The organism is Streptococcus oralis subsp. oralis (genome assembly GCF_002096455.1).
Taxonomy (GTDB): domain Bacteria; phylum Bacillota; class Bacilli; order Lactobacillales; family Streptococcaceae; genus Streptococcus; species Streptococcus oralis_CY.
In genome coordinates, this window is record NZ_NCUL01000007.1 from 392,466 (window position 1) to 409,498 (window position 17,033).

Annotated in this window: 10 protein-coding genes and 2 pseudogenes; 10 read left to right on the top strand and 2 right to left on the bottom strand. The window is 42.2% G+C overall.

Annotated features, from left to right (window positions below):
* The 8 genes and pseudogenes from padA to dnaJ form a co-directional block, all read left to right on the top strand.
* Window positions 1-2,901, top strand: a pseudogene (gene padA / locus B7720_RS09780) (LPXTG-anchored isopeptide-forming adhesin PadA); the annotation flags it as partial.
* A gap of 76 nt (window positions 2,902-2,977) precedes the next feature.
* On the top strand, window positions 2,978-4,798 hold the full coding sequence (locus B7720_RS04290) for a G5 domain-containing protein (protein ID WP_084856699.1): 1,821 nt from the start codon (window positions 2,978-2,980) through the stop codon (window positions 4,796-4,798).
* Between the two features lie 362 nt (window positions 4,799-5,160).
* The gene (locus B7720_RS04295) at window positions 5,161-8,970 is read left to right on the top strand and encodes an LPXTG-anchored SHIRT domain periscope protein (protein ID WP_084856701.1); all 3,810 of its coding nucleotides are present in this window, start codon (window positions 5,161-5,163) and stop codon (window positions 8,968-8,970) included.
* A 74-nt stretch (window positions 8,971-9,044) separates the two neighbouring features.
* Window positions 9,045-9,131 (top strand): annotated as a pseudogene (locus tag B7720_RS09910) (DUF2812 domain-containing protein); the annotation flags it as partial.
* Between the two features lie 160 nt (window positions 9,132-9,291).
* Window positions 9,292-10,326: a heat-inducible transcriptional repressor HrcA gene (gene hrcA / locus B7720_RS04305; protein ID WP_084856703.1), complete on the top strand. Its 1,035-nt coding sequence runs from the start codon at window positions 9,292-9,294 to the stop codon at window positions 10,324-10,326.
* Window positions 10,327-10,352: 26 nt separating this feature from the next.
* Window positions 10,353-10,868, top strand: a complete 516-nt coding sequence (gene grpE, locus B7720_RS04310; protein ID WP_000046025.1) for a nucleotide exchange factor GrpE — start codon at window positions 10,353-10,355, stop codon at window positions 10,866-10,868.
* 247 nt (window positions 10,869-11,115) lie between these two features.
* On the top strand, window positions 11,116-12,939 hold the full coding sequence (dnaK, locus tag B7720_RS04315; protein ID WP_084856705.1) for a molecular chaperone DnaK: 1,824 nt from the start codon (window positions 11,116-11,118) through the stop codon (window positions 12,937-12,939).
* Window positions 12,940-13,312: 373 nt separating this feature from the next.
* On the top strand, window positions 13,313-14,449 hold the full coding sequence (dnaJ, locus tag B7720_RS04320; RefSeq protein WP_001066315.1) for a molecular chaperone DnaJ: 1,137 nt from the start codon (window positions 13,313-13,315) through the stop codon (window positions 14,447-14,449).
* A gap of 26 nt (window positions 14,450-14,475) precedes the next feature.
* Here the strand turns inward: dnaJ and B7720_RS04325 are convergent, their stop codons facing one another.
* Together B7720_RS04325 and B7720_RS04330 are read right to left on the bottom strand one after the other, a co-directional pair.
* A complete protein-coding gene (locus tag B7720_RS04325; protein WP_000777738.1) occupies window positions 14,476-14,763 on the bottom strand; it encodes a hypothetical protein in 288 nt (95 codons plus the stop codon).
* A 9-nt stretch (window positions 14,764-14,772) separates the two neighbouring features.
* Entirely contained in the window at window positions 14,773-15,183 is a 411-nt protein-coding gene (locus B7720_RS04330; RefSeq protein WP_049489710.1) for an HIT family protein, read from the bottom strand.
* Between the two features lie 67 nt (window positions 15,184-15,250).
* Between B7720_RS04330 and B7720_RS04335 the strand changes: the two genes are divergently transcribed.
* Window positions 15,251-15,982, top strand: a complete 732-nt coding sequence (locus tag B7720_RS04335; RefSeq protein WP_049489711.1) for an ABC transporter ATP-binding protein — start codon at window positions 15,251-15,253, stop codon at window positions 15,980-15,982.
* The gene (locus tag B7720_RS04340; RefSeq protein WP_049489712.1) at window positions 15,979-17,028 is read left to right on the top strand and encodes an ABC transporter permease; all 1,050 of its coding nucleotides are present in this window, start codon (window positions 15,979-15,981) and stop codon (window positions 17,026-17,028) included. The genes B7720_RS04335 and B7720_RS04340 overlap by 4 nt, the downstream gene beginning before the upstream one ends.
* The last annotated feature ends 5 nt before the right edge of the window (window positions 17,029-17,033 follow it).

Here is a 17,033-nt window from a genome sequence, read left to right on the forward strand (position 1 = left end):
ACTTACAACGTGAAAACAACAGTAGCGCAAGATGCGACAGCCTTCTCAGTCACAGATACACTAGTAGACGTTCTTGAATTCGCAGGAACTTCAAGTGCTAAATTGAATGGTCAAGCTCTTGAAGCAAGCCAAATCAAGGTAGAAGGTCAAACCATCACCTTGACCCTTACAGAAGAACAAGTGAAAGCCAATGGCGGTCAAGCAGTTGAATTAACATTCGACGCGAAGATCAAAGCCGGCGCGAACTTGTCTGCTTACCTATCAGAAGATAAGACTGTGAAAGTTCCTAACAAGGCAGCTTACAAGGCAGATCTTCCAAACAAACCAGGCTTTACGAAAGACTCTAATGAAGTCCCAGTAACGCCACCAACACCAGAAGAACCAGAAATCAAGAAAGATGTGAACGGCAAAGAAGCTGAAACTCTTGACAAACGTGACCAAGTCTTCACTTACAATGTGAAAACAACAGTAGCGCAAGATGCGACAGCCTTCTCAGTCACAGATACACTAGTAGACGTTCTTGAATTTGCCGGCACATCAAGTGCTAAATTGAATGGTCAAGCTCTTGAAGCAAGCCAAATCAAGGTAGAAGGTCAAACCATCACCTTGACCCTTACAGAAGAACAAGCTAAAACAAGTGCTGGTCAAGCTGTTGAATTAACTTTCGACGCTAAGATCAAAGCGGGTGCTAACTTGTCTGATTATGTAACAGAAGATAAGTCAATCAAGGTTCCGAACAAGGCAGCTTACAAGGTAGATCTTCCAAACAAACCAGGCTTCACTAAGGATTCCAATGAAGTTCCAGTAACGCCACCGACTCCAGAAGAGCCAGAAATCAAGAAAGATGTCAACACGAAAGCTGAAGAAACACTCGCTGATCGTGATCAAGTCTTCACCTACAACGTGAAAACAAGTGTTCCAACAGATGCGACAGTCTTCAGTGTAAGTGATACACTTGAATCTGTTCTTGATTATGCAGGTTCAGCAAACGCAATCTTGAATGGTCAAGCTCTTGATGCAAGTCAAATCAAGGTAGAAGGTCAAACCATTACCTTGACCCTTACAGAGGAACAAGTGAAAGCCAATGGCGGTCAAGCTGTTGAATTGAGCTTCACTGCTAAGATTAAAGCGGGAGCTGATTTGACTCCATATCTAACAGATCGTGGATTCACTGTTCCAAATACGGCTTCTTATGATGCAAACATTCCAAATAGACCAGGGCTACACAAAGATTCGAATAAAGTTCCGGTTATCGTTCCAAAAGAACCAGAACCAGAAATTACGAAGAAAATCAACCGTACCTTGGACCACTTGGATGTCGAATACGATGCACCTTACATGTACAATGTCAATACAGCTTTACCAAAAGATATTGATAAGTACAAAGAGTTTATCGTAACGGATACACTTGAATCTGTTTTGGCAATCGCTGATACGCCAGTAGCCTATGTGGACGGTCGTGATGCAAATGGAGCTCTTGAAACAAGTGTTGAAGGAAACACTGTCACTGTAAAAGTGAAAGATTTCGCTCGACTAAAAGGCTTCAAAGAGATTCAATTGTACATCCCAGCTAAACTCAAAGCGAATAGCGATTTGACTGCTTATAAGGACCAATTGGTACCAAACAAAGCAACTGTCAACTTCAAGGATGCCAATGGTCAATCTGGCAGCAAGGAATCAAAACCGGTAACGGTGAAACCACGTGACCCAGAAAAACCAACTGAACCAAAACCAACTGAACCTTCTAAGACTGTTGGACCAGAAGATGGATCAAATCCAACTGGTGGTTACAGATTGAAAGAAGCAGATGAAACATTCCGCTTCGACATTTCAACGCTCGTTCCTGCAGATCCTAAGGATGAAAATGGAAATGCCTTGAAAGATGAGTACGGTCGCATCAAGAAGACGGAATTGACGAACTTCACAATCAGTGATAAAATCAATCAAGTCCTCAAAGTGAACCTTGACCGCATCGCCCTCAAAGTTGAAAACGCTCAATTTGACGCGCTCAAAGCAACTCTTCAAGCCCAACTTGAACAGTCTGAGAAAGAACTCAAAGCTTTGACAGGCAAGTCAACAGAAGAGACTTCAACAGAGGCTAACAAGAAGGAAGATTTGAAAGCGGCGGAAGCGAAAGTGGCTGAATTGAAAGCGAAGTTGGAAGCGGCTAAGGCAGCACAACCAGCTACTCCAGCTACATCTGATTCTTCTGCAACAGAAGATAAGAAACCTGCAACTAGCGAATCAAGTCAAGATCTTGCAAACTTAGAAGCAGAGTTGAAAGCAGCTGAAGAAAACTTAGCTAAACTTCAAGCACCAGCTGAGAAAGAAGCAGAATTGGCACCAGCTGATAAGAAACAACAACAAGAGAAACTCGAAAATGAAATCAAGAAGCTAAAAGAAGCTCAAACTAAGCTTCAAGCAGCTATTGATAAATTGAGTAAGGCTTCAAATGATCGTGGTGAATTAGTAGGTAAAGAGTTGGAAGCAATTGCCACTATTACTTACGATGAAGCTAAAAACATTGTAACTCTTGAAATCAGCGATAAGGATGTTCTTGAAGCCTTGAAGGGAAGTAAAGTAACTCTCGTTCTTTATACCAACTTCAGAGAAGGAACAGATTTTGCACAATTCGCGACAGGTGTACCAAATACGGCAAAAGTAAGCTTTAACGATAAATCAAAAACTACCAACAAGGTTGTGGTGACACCACCGGTTCCGGTAACGCCACCAGCTCCAAATATCCCACCAGCAGAGGGGGATATTCCGAAAAAACCAACAGAACCAGGTAAAACATTGCCAAATACAGGTTCTGAAGTTTCTACAGTTCTTGAAGTATTTGCAGCCCTTGCTGCAGGACTTGCAGGACTTCTGGTTTGGAAACGTAAAGCTGAACGTTAGTACCATATAGTAAGAGGAGAGTAGAAAAATTTACTCTTCTCCTTACTATATATTGAAAGTGTTAAGGGAAAAAATAATGAGTAGAAAAAAATTATTAAAGTTAGGGATTTCTATACTTGCTTTAAATGCTCTTGGAGTAGCAACTTATCATGTAGCTCCTGACTTGTATCGAATTCCAACAGTACATGCAGAAGAGACTCCGGCAGAAGATGAAGAAATTCCAGACGGACAAGAGCGAAACATTGCAAATACGTTCAAAAGAATGCTCAATAATATAGAATCTTCAATTAAGGATTTTACAGATAGTCCAGATGAGGGGAATAAAGAACTCCTAGAGGGTGATGTAGAAGAAGCAAAGAATTTTTTTGAGACTGCAAAGAAGGCAATGAAGAGTCCAGAAGGTCAAAAAAGTTTTGCGGCGCTTGAAGCTCGCTACAATTCTTTAAAAGCTAAGGCTGAGGCGCTTCTCTCAGGGGGAGATTTAAAAGAAGAACATCAAGAAGTCACAACTACTGAGGAGATTCCTTACCCATCTCGGACAGAAAACAATGCAGATCTCGCTGAAGGTACTCGAAAGGTAAAACAAGCGGGAGAAAAAGGTCAGAAGAAAGTTGTTTGGGATGTTACTTTGGTAAATGGCGTTGAGAAAAAACGTGATAGAAAGAGCCAAACGGTAATTAAAGAACCAGTAGAAGAAATCATCGAAGTAGGAACTAAGAAAACAGGTGTAGAAACCAAAGAAACAGTGACTGTAGAGGAGAAAGTTGCTTTTAAAGAAGAAACGAAAGTAGACCCAGCACTGGATAAAGGTCAAACACGTGTTGAAGAAGGTGAAGAAGGTATTGATGAAGTCACTTATGAAGTGACAAAAGTGGATGGTGTTGAAAAATCTCGTAAAGAAGTTTCACGCAAGACCAAGAAAGCTGCAAAAAACAAGATTACCTATACCGGTGGGAAAGCTGTTGTAACGACTAAGGAAGTAACCAAAACTGAAGAAGTTGCCTTCCAGACTCGTGAGGTTGAAAATGCACTCTTAGCTGAAGGTGTTCGCCGAGTGAAAACAGCTGGGCAAAAAGGTGTTCGTACCATTGTTGAAACTGTCACTTACACAGACGGCGTTGAAACAGGTCGTGAGGTGAAATCCAACACAATCACTACTCCAGCAGTAGACGAAGTTGTCGAAGTTGGAACTAAGAAAGTAGTAGCCCCAGTTGTAACGACTAAGGAAGAGACCAAGACAGAAGAAGTTGCTTTCCAAACTAAGGAAGTAACAAATCCAGATTTTCCAGAAGGGACTCGTCAAGTGAAGACAGCTGGTAAGAAGGGTGTTCGTACGATTGTTGAAACTGTCACTTACACAGACGGCGTTGAAACAGGTCGCGAGGTGAAATCCAACACAATCACTACTCCAGCAGTAGACGAAGTTGTCGAAGTTGGAACTAAGAAAGTAGTAGCCCCAGTTGTAACGACTAAGGAAGAAACGAAGACAGAAGATGTTGCCTTCCAAACTAAGGAAGTCACAAATCCAGATCTTCCAGAAGGAAGTCGTCAAGTGAAGACAGCTGGTAAGAAGGGTGTTCGCACCATTGTTTATACAGTGACTTACACAGACGGCGTTGAAACAGGTCGAGTTGAGAAATCAAGCACAATCACCACTCCAGCAGTAGATGAGATTGTTGAAGTTGGAACTAAGAAAGTAACTCCTACAACAACCAACGGTGATAAGAATGATACTGCAATAACAGGGAACCAAGCTGAAAGCACTAAGAAAGAAGAAACTGCAAGCCAAGATAAGAAAGTTCTACCAAGCACAGGTACAGCTTCTACCAGTCTTCTTTCAATGATTGGTTTATTTATCGCCGGTCTAGTAGGCTTTGTCGTTCGTAAGAAGGACTAAGGCTCTCTAATATACAAAAGTATCTTTTGTACGAGAAATACTAAAAAGAACCCAGAATTTATTCTTGGGTTCTTTCTTTATAAAAAATTAAATATATTAATGTTTATGTGTGGCTTGAGTACGTTATGAAACTCATAGAGTGATAATAGGATTAACTATAAAACAGTTATTCACATAGTGTAAACGCCTTTTCTAAAATTTTTATATTTTAATTATTCTCACCGAAAATTGACAATCTGGAAATACAAAATAATAAATTTTTATCTATAATCTACTTTTAATTGCCCTTTTTTTGTGTTAAAATGAGATGAATATTTCTTTTGAAATGATTAAATAATCATTTTTAATTTTGGAGGTACATTATGAAATGGAAATATCGCATGAGAATGCCTTTTTCTACTATTTTCAGTAGAAAAAAACAGGCTTTTCTCGGATTAGTCGTTTTACTTTTTTCTATTTTTCTTCTTCCGCTTCAATCTTATGCGGCTTTAGAAGAAATAAAAAACGGAACGGATATCTCAACCTTGGATATTCGTAAGTTTAATTTGAACATCAACAATTTTAGTGTTTTATCTAAATCACAGGCTGTTGATCAGTTTCATTTATCGAATCCCCACTATGAGTATCTCTGGGGTGGTGCCTATCCAGGCGAGATGGAAAACTTTACTCTTAAAGTAGATAAAAGTAAAAAACAGGATCAAGTTTTCGAAAATCCTCTTTCTCTAAAATTCACAAATATTGGGACAGTCAATGGTAAGCAAGTAGATGCTTATCTAAATTTCAATAAAGTAACCCTACACTATCTTAATACTGCTCAGGCAGAATCTGAGATGAATAGTGCTCAAAAATCTACTGTTGAATTTTTCTCAATTTCTGAATTATGGGAAAGTAGTGCTTTTGAAATTGGGAATGTTCCCTATGTAGATGCGGCTCATGACTACATTATGAATAAGGCTTTTTGGCTTGATGCGGATGTAACAGCAGAGTTGCGTTATGCAGATGGTTCCGAGACAGATTTGAAGTTGGTTATGAAGCCAACAGACATCGATGCAATGGATGCCAACAACTTGAAGGAAACCTTCTATGTTAAAGATTATCAAAATGATGTTAATCTTCGTTTGATGAATAATGCCAATGTTTTAAGACAGGAAGATCAAGGAGATCGAACTGCTTGGGTAGCAACTCAGATTACAAGCGGTAGCTATTCTGAGAACAATATCTCTGGTTTTGCCCTTCGATCAAATAGTAATAGTATGAATTTTGGTTACTCATCAACAGAGGTTGCTTCGGCCGTCTTTGGTCTTTATATTGAAAAAATTGATCCGAGCCCTGTTCTAGCAGTGGATCCTACAGAGATTCCAGCTAAGGAAGGACAAGATGTAACCTATAAAGCTACGTTTAAAGTTCCGGTTCCAGGTAAGGACATTTTAGCAACGCCTTCATCTATCGAAATGGTTCAGAATTTTGATGATCGCTTGGACTATAAAGAACTTAAAGTTGAATCAGGTGGAGTGACTCTGCAAGAAGGACGTGACTATACGATTGAGAAGTCAGGTCAAACAGTTACTGTTAAAATGACACCTGAGTACATAAAATCAAATTCTGCCGCTGAGATTATTATCACTTATAAAACAGCTACCAACAAAAAAGTAGAAGAAAAAGGTCCTGAAAAGATTGACAATACTGTAACATTGCATGTTGATAATTTATCAGCTCCTTCTAATCAGGTAAGCACGGCCCTCCTTTATGAAAAACATCATGAGTTTGTGAGTGGAACCCCAGGCAAAGAACTTCCACAAGAAGTGAAAGACCTGCTTCCAGCAACAGAAAAGAACTTGTCTAATGGTACTCAAGTAACGCCAACACAACCAAGCCAAACAGAAGTGAAGACGGCAGAGGGTACATGGAGCTTTAAGTCTTATGACAAGGCATCAGAAACCATCAATGGAGCGGATGCCCACTTCGTCGGTACTTGGGAATTTACCCCAGCACCAACTTACAAGGCAACACATGAATTTGTCAGCGGAACTCCAGGAAAAGACCTTCCACAAGAAGTGAAAGCCTTGCTTCCAGCAGACCAAACAGACTTGAAAGACGGTAGTCAAGCGACTCCAACTCAGCCAAGTAAAACGGAAGTGAAGACAGCAGAAGGTACTTGGAGCTTCAAGTCCTACGACAAGGCATCAGAAACCATCAATGGAGCGGATGCCCACTTCGTCGGTACTTGGGAATTTACCCCAGCACCAACTTACAAGGCAACACATGAATTTGTCAGCGGAACTCCAGGAAAAGACCTTCCACAAGAAGTGAAAGCCTTGCTTCCAGCAGATCAAACAGACTTGAAAGATGGTAGTCAAGCGACTCCAACTCAACCAAGTAAAACAGAAGTGAAGACAGCAGAAGGTACTTGGAGCTTCAAGTCCTACGACAAGGCATCAGAAACCATCAATGGAGCGGATGCCCACTTCGTTGGTACTTGGGAATTTACTCCAGCTCCAACTTACAAGGCAACACATGAATTTGTCAGCGGAACTCCAGGAAAAGACCTTCCACAAGAAGTGAAAGCCTTGCTTCCAGCAGATCAAACAGACTTGAAAGATGGTAGTCAAGCGACTCCAACTCAACCAAGTAAAACAGAAGTGAAGACAGCAGAAGGCACATGGAGCTTTAAGTCTTATGACAAGGCATCAGAAACCATCAATGGAGCGGATGCCCATTTCATCGGTGCATGGGAATTCACCCCAGCTCCAACTTACAAGGCAACACATGAATTTGTCAGCGGAACTCCAGGCAAAGAGCTTCCACAAGAAGTGAAAACTCTGCTTCCAGCAGACCAAACAGACTTGAAAGACGGTAGTCAAGCGACTCCAACTCAACCAAGTAAAACGGAAGTGAAGACAGCAGAAGGTACTTGGAGCTTCAAGGCCTACGACAAGGCATCAGAAACCATCAATGGAGCAGATGCCCACTTCGTAGGCACCTGGGAATTCACTCCAGCTCCAACTTACAAGGCAACACATGAATTTGTCAGCGGAACTCCAGGAAAAGACCTTCCACAAGAAGTGAAAGCCTTGCTTCCAGCAGACCAAACAGACTTGAAAGATGGCAACAAAGTAACTCCAACGCAACCAAGTAAAACAGAAGTGAAGACAGCAGAAGGTACCTGGAGCTTCAAGTTCTACGATAAGACATCGGAAACAATTAATGGATCAGATGTTAAGTTTGTAGGTACATGGGAATTCACCCCATCCCCAACCTATAAGGCAACTCACGAGTTTGTCAGCGGAACTCCAGGAAAAGAACTTCCACAAGAAGTGAAATCCCTGCTTCCAGCAGACCAAACCGACTTGAAAGATGGTAGTCAAGCGACTCCAACTCAGCCAAGTAAAACGGAAGTGAAGACAGCAGAAGGTACTTGGAGCTTCAAGTCCTACGATAAGGCATCAGAAACCATCAATGGAGCGGATGCCCACTTCGTCGGTACTTGGGAATTTACCCCAGCACCAACTTACAAGGCAACACATGAATTTGTCAGCGGAACTCCAGGAAAAGACCTTCCACAAGAAGTGAAAGCCTTGCTTCCAGCAGACCAAACAGACTTGAAAGACGGTAGTCAAGCGACTCCAACTCAGCCAAGTAAAACGGAAGTGAAGACAGCAGAAGGCACATGGAGCTTCAAGTCCTATGACAAGACATCTGAAACTATTAATGGAGCAGATGCCCACTTTATCGGTACTTGGGAATTCACTCCAGCGCCAACAGTGACTCATAAGGCAACTCACGAGTTTGTCAGCGGAACTCCAGGCAAAGAACTTCCACAAGAAGTGAAAACCTTGCTTCCAGCAGACCAAACAGACTTGAAGGACGGCAGCCAAGTAACTCCAACTCAACCAAGTCAAACAGAAGTTAAGACAGCAGAAGGCACATGGAGCTTCAAGTCTTATGACAAGACATCTGAAATCATCAATGGAGCAGACGCACACTTCGTAGGCACCTGGGAATTCACTCCGGCCCCAATTAAAGATTCTGGAAATAATAGTCAACCAGAAGAAGGAAGTAGTCAAAAGCAGAACTTGTTACCAAACACAGGCTCTGCAGTATCTGGTCTTCTTTCAATCATCGGTCTTGCCTTTGCAAGCCTAGCAGCTTTTATCCTTCGCAAGAAAGATTAAGCCACTCTTAGGAAATAACAAAATGACTTCTTAATTCCTGAGTCTAAGAAGAGAGAACGAGAAATCGTTCTCTCTTTTTCGTTTTATACGCTTGTTTAATTTCTTATCTAATCTACGGCTTTTTCAGACTTAAAAGGAAATACCAAGTAGATGAGAAGTAAGTTTCTAGGTCTGTAGACTGATTTTTAGCACTCTTAACAAAAGAGTGCTAATTTTTTGAGTTTTTGTCTTGACATTATCTTCTAAGGGTGTATAATAGAATCATGAGTTAGCACTTGGGTACATAGAGTGCTAATCGATCGGACAGAGAGGAGTGATGAGATGGTTACAGAGCGTCAGCAGGATATTTTAAATCTGATTATTGACATCTTTACCAAAACGCACGAACCTGTCGGATCCAAGGCGCTACAAGAGTCTATCAATTCTAGTAGTGCTACCATTCGTAATGACATGGCGGCTCTAGAGAAGCAGGGTTTGCTTGAGAAGGCTCATACCTCAAGCGGTCGGATGCCAAGTGTTGCCGGTTTTCAGTACTATGTAAAACACTCACTGGCTTTTGATCGGCTGGCTGAAAATGAAGTTTATGAGATTGTCAAAGCATTTGATCAGGAATTCTTCAAACTGGAGGATATTCTGCAAGAGGCTGCTAATCTACTGACAGACCTGAGTGACTGCACGGTAGTAGCACTGGATGTTGAGCCGAGCAGGCAACGGTTGACAGCCTTTGATATCGTTGTTTTGGGACAACATACAGCCTTGGCAGTATTTACCCTAGACGAGTCCCGAACGGTTACCAGTCAATTTCTGATTCCAAGGAACTTCTTGCAGGAAGATTTGCTGAAACTGAAGAGCATCATTCAGGAACGTTTCCTCGGTCATACCGTTCTAGATATTCACTACAAGATTCGGACGGAGATTCCACAGATTATCCAGCGTTACTTTACGACAACGGACAATGTCATGGATCTCTTTGAACATATCTTTAGGGAAATGTTCAACGAAAATATTGTGGTAGCGGGAAAAGTCAATCTCTTAAATTTTGCCAATCTAGCAGCCTATCAGTTCTTTGACCAACCGCAAAAGGTGGCCCTAGAGATTCGTGAAAGTCTGCATGAAGATCAGATGCAAAATGTCCGTGTTGCGGACAGTCAAGAGTCTTGTCTAGCTGACCTAGCAGTGATTAGCAGTAAATTCCTCATCCCTTATCGTGGTTTTGGAATTCTAGCGATTATCGGTCCGGTCAATCTGGACTACCAGCAATTGGTCAATCAAGTCAATGTTGTCAATCGTGTTTTGACCATGAAGTTGACAGATTTTTACCGCTACCTCAGCAGTAATCATTACGAAGTACATTAAGATTGAAATCATTAAAGGAGGCGAAAATGGCCCAAGATATAAAAAATGAAGAAATGAAAGAAGAGGAAGTTGTGGAAACAACTGAAGAAACAACTCCTGAAAAGTCAGAGTTGGACTTGGCAAATGAACGTGCAGATGAGTTTGAAAATAAATACCTTCGCGCTCATGCAGAAATGCAAAATATTCAACGCCGTGCCAATGAAGAACGTCAAAACTTGCAACGTTATCGTAGCCAAGACCTGGCAAAAGCAATCTTACCATCGCTCGACAACTTAGAACGTGCACTAGCCGTTGAAGGTTTGACAGACGATGTTAAAAAAGGATTGGAGATGGTGCAAGAAAGCTTGGTTTACGCTTTGAAAGAAGAAGGAATCGAAGAAATCGCAGCTGACGGCGAATTTGACCATAACTATCATATGGCCATCCAAACTCTCCCAGCAGATGATGAACATCCAGCAGATACCATCGCCCAAGTCTTTCAAAAAGGCTACAAACTCCATGACCGCATCCTACGCCCAGCCATGGTAGTAGTATATAACTAGGCTAGAGAACTTAAAAACTTGTCCGAAACGACAATAAACTATGAAGAAAGATAAGAAATTGTTCAGCTTTGCAATAGTGAGCGAAGCAAACAAAAGACGATACTCTTCGCCGTGGCGCTATTTGCGCAAACTTTGAGACCTTAGGCTCAAAGTTTAGTCAAAGAGATTGACGAGTCAAGCTCTGACGGCGCCGCCACCTAAGAAGAGTATCAAAAAGAAAGAATATAAAATTTAAGGAGAAAAACACATGTCTAAAATTATCGGTATTGACTTAGGTACAACAAACTCAGCAGTTGCAGTTCTTGAAGGAACTGAAAGCAAAATCATCGCAAACCCAGAAGGTAACCGTACAACTCCATCTGTAGTATCATTCAAAAACGGAGAAATCATCGTTGGTGATGCTGCAAAACGTCAAGCAGTCACAAACCCAGATACAGTTATCTCTATCAAATCTAAGATGGGAACTTCTGAAAAAGTTTCTGCAAATGGAAAAGAATACACTCCACAAGAAATCTCAGCTATGATTCTTCAATACTTGAAAGGTTACGCTGAAGAATACCTTGGTGAAAAAGTAACCAAAGCAGTTATCACAGTCCCAGCTTACTTCAACGATGCTCAACGTCAAGCAACAAAAGACGCTGGTAAAATCGCTGGTCTTGAAGTAGAACGTATCGTTAACGAGCCAACTGCAGCAGCACTCGCTTACGGTTTGGACAAGACTGACAAAGAAGAAAAAATCTTGGTATTCGACCTTGGTGGTGGTACATTCGACGTATCTATCCTTGAATTGGGTGACGGTGTCTTCGATGTATTGTCAACTGCAGGGGACAACAAACTTGGTGGTGACGACTTTGACCAAAAAATCATCGACCACTTGGTAGCAGAATTCAAGAAAGAAAACGGTATTGACTTGTCTACTGACAAGATGGCAATGCAACGTTTGAAAGATGCGGCTGAAAAAGCTAAGAAAGACCTTTCTGGTGTAACTTCAACTCAAATCAGCTTGCCATTTATCACTGCTGGTGAAGCTGGACCTCTTCACTTGGAAATGACTTTGACTCGTGCGAAATTTGACGATTTGACTCGTGATCTTGTTGAACGTACAAAAGTTCCAGTTCGTCAAGCCCTTTCAGATGCAGGTTTGAGCTTGTCAGAAATCGACGAAGTTATCCTTGTTGGTGGTTCAACTCGTATCCCAGCTGTTGTAGAAGCTGTTAAGGCTGAAACTGGTAAAGAGCCAAACAAATCAGTAAACCCTGACGAAGTTGTTGCTATGGGTGCTGCCATCCAAGGTGGTGTCATCACTGGTGATGTGAAAGACGTTGTCCTTCTTGATGTAACACCATTGTCACTTGGTATCGAAACAATGGGTGGCGTCTTCACAAAACTTATCGATCGCAACACTACTATTCCAACATCTAAATCACAAGTCTTCTCAACAGCAGCAGACAACCAACCAGCCGTTGATATTCACGTTCTTCAAGGTGAACGCCCAATGGCAGCAGATAACAAGACTCTTGGACGTTTCCAATTGACAGATATCCCAGCTGCACCTCGTGGAATTCCTCAAATCGAAGTAACATTTGACATTGACAAGAACGGTATCGTATCTGTTAAGGCTAAAGATCTTGGAACTCAAAAAGAACAAACAATTGTTATCCAATCTAACTCAGGTTTGACAGACGAAGAAATTGACCGCATGATGAAAGATGCAGAAGCTAATGCTGAAGCAGATAAGAAACGTAAAGAAGAAGTAGACCTTCGTAACGAAGTTGACCAAGCAATCTTTGCGACTGAAAAGACAATCAAGGAAACTGAAGGTAAAGGCTTTGATGCAGAACGTGATGCTGCCCAAGCTACACTTGATGAGCTTAAGAAAGCTCAAGAAGACAACAACTTGGACGAAATGAAAGCAAAACTCGAAGCCTTGAATGAAAAAGCTCAAGGACTTGCTGTTAAACTCTACGAACAAGCCGCAGCAGCGCAACAAGCTCAAGCAGGAGCAGAAGGCGCACAAGCAACAGGAAACGCAGGCGATGACGTCGTAGACGGAGAATTTACGGAGAAATAAAATAGTCCAGTGGACTATTTTATCCCGAGCTTTAAAATCAGAAGAGCGAGGGCGTTAAGAATGACGAATTACTAAGGTACTTTGTCTAAATGTAATAATGATAAGAAGAAATCCAGAGGTTGCAACCCAGCCTCTGTTTTTCGGTAAAAAAGGACGGAATCTCATTTATTTAGGTTTTGTCTCATAAAAAAGAAGGGAATTGAACCCGACCTAAATCGTGGTTTCGTTCCGTAATATTAATAGAAAGGAATAAGGGTGTTCGTAATTGAACTCGAGCGGAAAGCTTGGAAATTAGATAAACCTCCTAAGAAATCAGGATTTCTTGTCGGTTTCCTAAATTTCAGTCGCTTTCTGTTCGCTCTTAGTATCTTGTATGAACAATACTGAATTTTATGATCGTCTGGGGGTGTCGAAAAACGCTTCGGCAGACGAGATCAAAAAGGCTTATCGTAAGCTTTCGAAAAAATATCACCCAGATATCAACAAGGAGCCTGGCGCTGAGGAAAAATACAAGGAAGTTCAAGAAGCCTATGAGACTTTGAGTGACGACCAAAAACGTGCAGCCTACGACCAGTATGGTGCTGCGGGTGCCAACGGTGGCTTTGGTGGTGCTGGTGGTTTTGGTGGCTTTGACGGAGCAGGTGGCTTCGGTGGTTTTGAAGATATCTTCTCAAGTTTTTTCGGAGGAGGAGGAGCTTCACGCAATCCAAACGCTCCTCGTCAAGGGGATGACCTCCAGTATCGTGTGAACTTAACCTTTGAAGAAGCTATCTTCGGAACGGAAAAAGAAGTTAAATACAATCGTGAAGCCAGCTGTCGTACATGTAATGGCTCTGGTGCTAAGCCAGGGACAAGTCCAGTCACTTGTGGACGCTGTCATGGTGCTGGTGTCATTAACGTCGATACGCAGACTCCTCTTGGTATGATGCGTCGCCAAGTAACCTGTGATGTCTGTCATGGTCGCGGAAAAGAAATCAAAGATCCATGTACAACTTGTCACGGAACAGGGCATGAAAAACAAGCTCATAGCGTACATGTAAAAATCCCTGCTGGTGTGGAAACAGGCCAACAAATCCGCCTCGCTGGTCAAGGTGAAGCAGGCTTTAACGGTGGACCTTACGGGGACTTGTACGTGGTGGTTTCTGTTGAAGCCAGTGATAAATTTGAACGTGAAGGAACAACTATTTTCTACAAGTTAAATCTCAATATTGTCCAAGCAACTCTTGGAGATACTGTGGAAATTCCAACTGTTCATGGAGATGTTGAATTGGTTATCCCAGAAGGAACTCAGACTGGCAAGAAATTCCGTCTACGTGGCAAGGGAGCACCGAGCCTTCGTGGCGGTGCCGTTGGTGACCAATATGTTACTGTCAATGTCGTGACTCCGACAGGTTTGAACGACCGCCAAAAAGCTGCGCTTAAAGAATTCGCAGCTGCAGGTGACTTGAAAGTCAATCCAAAGAAAAAAGGCTTCTTTGACCATATAAAAGATGCCTTTGAAGGAGAATAAAGTAAAAAGAGCCATCGGGCTCTTTTTTACTTATCCTCAAGCTCCTGTGTTTCTTTTATCACAGCTAGTCTAGTCTGGAAATCTTTTTCCAAGACTTTGAACTTGTAGGTCAAATCTTTTTGGTATTCCTTGATAAGGGCTTTTTGTTGGTCGATGATTTGTAGGCTGTTTTGGATGATATCCAAATCATCCTTGATAGCTTCGACGCGGTCAGTTGTATCTAGCACTTCATCCTGAATGGCTTGGCGATTTTTCACGACAAAATAACTTCCAGCTGCAGCACCTGCAAATAGCAATAGATTGGATAGTTTCATGGCAACTCCTTAAGCGTTTCTTATAGTTTCAGCGACTTGAGCAAGTTTGTCAAAGTCTGGTTCGTGGGCGATAAAGTCAATCTTGAGGTCATCTTCTGCACCGTAGCGAGGTACGAGATGCACGTGAGTATGAAAGACCGTTTGACCAGCGACTTCCTCGCAGTTGGCAATGATATTCATGCCGACAGCCTTGGTAGCCTGCATGACTTTTTGAGCCACTGTTGGCACTTGGGCAAAGAGTTGGCTGGCACTCGCAGCATCCATCTCCAAGAGATTGCGGTAGTGCTCTTTTGGTACGACCAAGGTGTGTCCAGGCGTTACTTGAGAGATATCAAGAAAGGCAAGAACCTGCTCATCCTCGTATACTTTTGAAGCAGGAATCTCCCCTGCGATGATCTTACAAAAAATGCAATCTGACATAAAATCCACCTCTACTGTATTGAATTTTGATATAATATAGCTACATTATACCAGATTCGGAGAAAATATGTTAGAAATTAAAAACCTGACAGGAGGCTATGTTCACGTTCCTGTCTTGAAAGATGTGTCCTTTACAGTTGAAAGTGGGCAGTTGGTCGGTTTGATTGGTCTCAATGGTGCTGGGAAATCAACGACAATCAATGAGATTATTGGACTGTTGACACCTTACAGTGGGGAAATCAAGATTAACGGTCTCACCCTGCGAGAGGATGCGACCAACTACCGCAAACAGATTGGCTATATCCCAGAAACGCCTAGTCTGTATGAGGAGTTGACTCTTAGAGAGCATATCGAGACGGTTGCCATGGCCTATGGTATTGAGCAGAATATAGCTTTTGATCGTGTGGAACCTTTGTTAAAAATGTTTCGTTTGGACCAAAAATTAGACTGGTTCCCAGTGCATTTTTCCAAAGGAATGAAGCAGAAGGTCATGATTATCTGTGCTTTTGTCGTAGATCCGAGTCTTTTCATCGTTGATGAGCCTTTCCTTGGGCTCGATCCGCTGGCCATTTCTGACTTGATTCAGCTACTAGAAGTAGAAAAGCAAAAAGGCAAGTCCATTCTCATGAGTACCCACGTGCTGGATTCAGCGGAGAAGATGTGTGATGCCTTTGTCATCCTCCACAAGGGGGAGGTGCGAGCTCAGGGGAACCTCCAGCAACTCCGCGAAGCCTTTGACATGCCTGAAGCGAGTTTGAATGATATTTACTTGGCTCTGACCAAAGAGGAGGAGCTATGAAAGACTTGTTTTTAAAGCGAAAGCAGGCTTTTCGTAAGGAGTGTGTCGGTTATCTGCGCTATGTTCTCAATGACCACTTTGTCTTGTTCCTGCTAGTTCTCATCGGTTTTCTAGCTTACCAGTACAGTCAACTCTTGCAACATTTTCCTGAAAATCATTGGCCTATCCTCTTGTTTTTGGGGATTGTATCTGCCTTGCTTTTGGCTTGGGGAGGAATCGCGACCTACATGGAAGGACCTGACAAGCTCTTTCTCTTAGTCAGTGAAGAGGAGGTTAAGTCTCACCTCAAAGGGCAGACAGTGCGCTCACTGGTCTTTTGGCTCTTTGTCCAAACCCTTTTCTTGCTTTTATTTGCGCCCTTATTTTTAGCCATGGGCTATGGCTTGCCAGTTTTTTTCATCTATATGCTTTTATTGGGAGCTGGGAAATATCTCCTATTTCGTCAAAAAGCCAGTAAATTTTATACAGAGACTGGGCTTGACTGGGACTATGTGATCTCCCAAGAAAGCAAGCGCAAGCAAATTTTGCTTCGTTTCTTTGCTCTCTTTACTCAGGTCAAGGGCGTTTCAAATAGTGTCAAACGTCGCGCTTATCTGGATTTTATCCTAAAGACTGTTCAGAAGGTACCTGGGAAAATTTGGCAAAATCTCTATCTTCGTTCTTACTTGCGAAATGGAGACCTCTTTGCCCTCAGTTTGCGCCTCTTGCTCCTATCCTTGTTAGCTGTGATCTTTATCGAGCAAGCTTGGATCGCGACGGCAGTGGTGGTTCTATTTAACTATCTCCTGCTCTTTCAGTTACTGGCCCTCTATCATGCCTTTGACTACCAGTACTTGACTCAGCTCTTTCCACTAGAAAAAGGGGAGAAAGAGAAGGGATTGAAACAGATTGTGCTTGGTGTGGGAAGTGCAGTTCTTTTGCTGGAATTGCTGGTCGGAGCAGTGGTTTTTCAAGAAAAAATAGCCTTGTTGGCTCTTGTAGGGGCTAGTCTCTTCCTACAATTGTTTTATTTGCCTTACCAACTAAAAAGATTGGTTGACGAATAGACCAA